The 2837-nt window shown below is 40.9% G+C and carries 4 protein-coding genes; 2 read left to right on the top strand and 2 right to left on the bottom strand.

Translation table 11 applies throughout. The features are described from left to right. Positions 1–106: 106 nt before the first annotated feature. The gene (locus F7C14_RS05045) at positions 107–484 is read right to left on the bottom strand and encodes an IS1 family transposase (protein WP_290900492.1); all 378 of its coding nucleotides are present in this window, start codon (positions 482–484) and stop codon (positions 107–109) included. Positions 485–515: 31 nt separating this feature from the next. Then, positions 516–806, bottom strand: coding sequence for a transposase (locus tag F7C14_RS05050; RefSeq protein WP_290900486.1), 291 nt, complete (start codon positions 804–806; stop codon positions 516–518). A gap of 69 nt (positions 807–875) precedes the next feature. On the opposite strand from F7C14_RS05050, the gene F7C14_RS05055 reads away from it, so the two are divergent. Continuing rightward, a complete protein-coding gene (locus F7C14_RS05055; protein ID WP_290900488.1) occupies positions 876–1319 on the top strand; it encodes a hypothetical protein in 444 nt (147 codons plus the stop codon). A 51-nt stretch (positions 1320–1370) separates the two neighbouring features. Continuing rightward, positions 1371–2711 (top strand): RsmB/NOP family class I SAM-dependent RNA methyltransferase, encoded by a 1341-nt coding sequence (locus F7C14_RS05060; RefSeq protein WP_290900490.1) that lies wholly within the window; start codon positions 1371–1373, stop codon positions 2709–2711. The last annotated feature ends 126 nt before the right edge of the window (positions 2712–2837 follow it).

Genomic DNA, 2837 nt, shown 5'->3' on the forward strand with positions numbered 1-2837 from the left:
ACTTCACAAAAAGTAATCTTCGTTTATCACATCTACTTCAGAGGTAGGGTGTATCGATAATCATCTAAGCTTTAAACTTTTTATATAACTGATTTTGGTAGTGTCACTATAATGTTGATGAATTATGATAATGGACCCACAATTTAATGGAATCCTCGAGCATTTCTAAAGATTTTGAGAATCTGATCGATTTTCTTGCGAAGCGAGGATTATCGTTTCTTAGAGTTAAGAACAATCTTTCCACGTGATTTGTTCCTCCTCTTCTTACGATTCTTTGTTTGTATGGTATTAAGTTATAAGCGTCCCAGCGATCGGTGTAAAAGATTGCTTTCCGCTTTATTTCATCGCTGATTCCATCCCACAATCGCTTAAACGTATCAACTGAACGATCTCCTACAGCATAAGATAAAATTTTGCGAGAAATCCTTTCCAAAGCCAGCCAAATCCAGATTTCGTTCTCCTTCTTCCTAACAAAACTCCACATCTCATCCAACTCAACAACGGGCTTCTCTGATTTAATCTCGTTTCTCAGTTCTTTTTTTAGAAAATTCTTTAATCCAAGCTGTTACGGTGTTCGGAGAAAGCTTAAAAATCCTGCTCGCTTGCCTAACTCCAACGCCTTCCTTAACAACCGCCCTCACAACCATCTCCTTGAACTCTTCCGGATAGTTCCTCGGCTTGATAGGATTTAAAACGAAAGTTTTTCCGCAAATCTTGCACTTGTACCTCTGCCTCCTCTCCCCAGATTTCGTGTAATAACAACCCATTTTGACAGTCTTTAGCGATTTGCAATGAGGACATATCATCACCTATTTATCTAACTAATTGAATATAAACATTACGGTGATACGACCGAGCCAAATAATAGTTATTTGTTGGAATATTTTCAAACAAAAAAGTCTGATTTAGAGAAAAGCATTCTTGGTGAGGGTAGATACGTACGTACAACACCACAGGAACTGCCAGTACAGCAGTACTCAATCTTAAATAAATACCCAGATGTCCGTGTTTTCTATGAGCTAATTTTAAGTGAAAGCCCAACAAAACCTAATGTTATTAAAATATTTCTTGAAAACAGAGGAAAAAACATTATAACGTTTGCAGTTAAGAGCGTAAAAATTGCGGGAGACGATGGGAAATATTACGAAGGGTTTGCAACTGAAGGATCTTTAAATTATATTAAATTGTATCCGAATGAAATTTCAGCTAAAAAGTTTTACTTTTCATCTGTGCCTCGATCAGGCACGCTTCTGATTGAAATAAAATACGATGCAAGAACTTCTGAAATCGTCAAAATGTCTTTTAAAGTTCATAAGTGATTGTCTGAACGAGAGATTTTTATATGCAGCAAGACGTACTTAATTTTCTGCATGTACAAAGTCAAGGAAAGGGATTTCGTAATACTCACGGAAGTTCTCAGGAAATCGGAGGAGATCAAGCCGAGTCAATATGCCAAGAGAATTGTTTTCGAAAAGTACAGAATACTTGGCACCGACTTAGACAGGATTCTCACAGCCGTGTACTACAAGATCATGAAGAGGCTCGGAATAATCGATAGAATAATTAGAGAGGTGGTGGGGGTTCATCAAAACATCCTCGATCCTTGGTTGAGAGCTTCTCTCCGCGTTACTATCGAGTTCTTCGTTTTTGAAAAGAGGTACGTGAAGCATTTGGAGAAGAATGCCGTGAAGAAGAGCGTTGCAAGTTTTCTTTCTAAGATAACCCACCCTTACGTCGGGATGTTCTATTACGAGGTATTCGATAAAATTACTTCTTACGAACCTAAACCGAAAAACGAGATCGAAAAGTTTGAATTCGAGTACCTCCTTCCAGCTTGGTACATAAAAAAGATGAAGGAAGTCGTTGGAGATGAGTTGGAGGAGCTGTTAAAAGCCTTGAACACGGAGCCGAAAATTAGCGTGAGGGTAAACTCGTTAAAAGCGAGGGTTGACGAAGTGGTCAAAGCTCTGGAGAAGGAAGGGAAGGAAGTTGCTGTCAGCGAAGTCGTTCCGACAGTGATCAAATTTGCCGGACCTTACGATTTCGACAGATCCAAGCTGTATAAAAAGGGCAAGTTTGTTATACAAGAAGAGGCGTCGGCTTTAGCTTCTATCCTCCTCGACCCTAAGCCCGGAGAGGTTGTTGTAGACCTCTGCGCAGCTCCAGGCGGAAAAACTCTGCACATGGCTGAGTTGATGAAAAACAGGGGAGTTATTCACGCTTTCGACATCGATGAGCTGAGGTTGAAAAGGATGGAGGAGTTAATCGAAAGATGCGGAATCAGAATCGTAAAAATATACAGGAAAGATGCGAGAAAAGCCACTAAAATTCTTGGTGAGGAAATTGCCGATAAAGTCATGCTCGACGCTCCATGCACGTCGGATGGAACGCTAATGAAGAACCCGGAGCTAAGGTGGAGGATTAGGGAGGATAAGATAAAGGAACTGGCGGAGCTTCAATACGAGCTGCTTAACGTTGCTATTGATTTGCTTAAGCCGAAAGGGAAGGTTTTGTACTGCACGTGTTCGATGTTTAAGGAGGAGAACGAGGAGGTAATTGAAAGGATTTTAAAAGAAAGGAAGAACGTTAAACTCGTTCCGCTGAAGGGATATTACTCCCCGGGCTTCATCGAGGGGACGATTAGAGCGTTTCCTCACAGGCACAACACTATAGGGTTTTTCTATGCCCTCCTTGAAAAAGTTACTTCTTGAATCTGGGCATGCAAATTATTTCCCTGACTTCCATGTCGAAGAAGTTGTTCATGTGGGCCGGTCTGATTACTGCTGCCGTATCAGCTCCCCTTCCTCTCCCTCCAACGCAAACAACCTCTTCTATAG

The organism is Ferroglobus sp. (assembly GCF_015521575.1).
GTDB lineage: Archaea > Halobacteriota > Archaeoglobi > Archaeoglobales > Archaeoglobaceae > Ferroglobus.

Coding starts and splice junctions, on each gene's coding strand:
- F7C14_RS05045 (WP_290900492.1), bottom strand. CDS start 484: ATGTGGAGTTTTGTTAGGAAGAAGGAGAACGAAATCTGGATTTGGCTG.
- F7C14_RS05050 (WP_290900486.1), bottom strand. CDS start 806: ATGATATGTCCTCATTGCAAATCGCTAAAGACTGTCAAAATGGGTTGT.
- F7C14_RS05060 (WP_290900490.1), top strand. CDS start 1,371: ATGTACAAAGTCAAGGAAAGGGATTTCGTAATACTCACGGAAGTTCTC.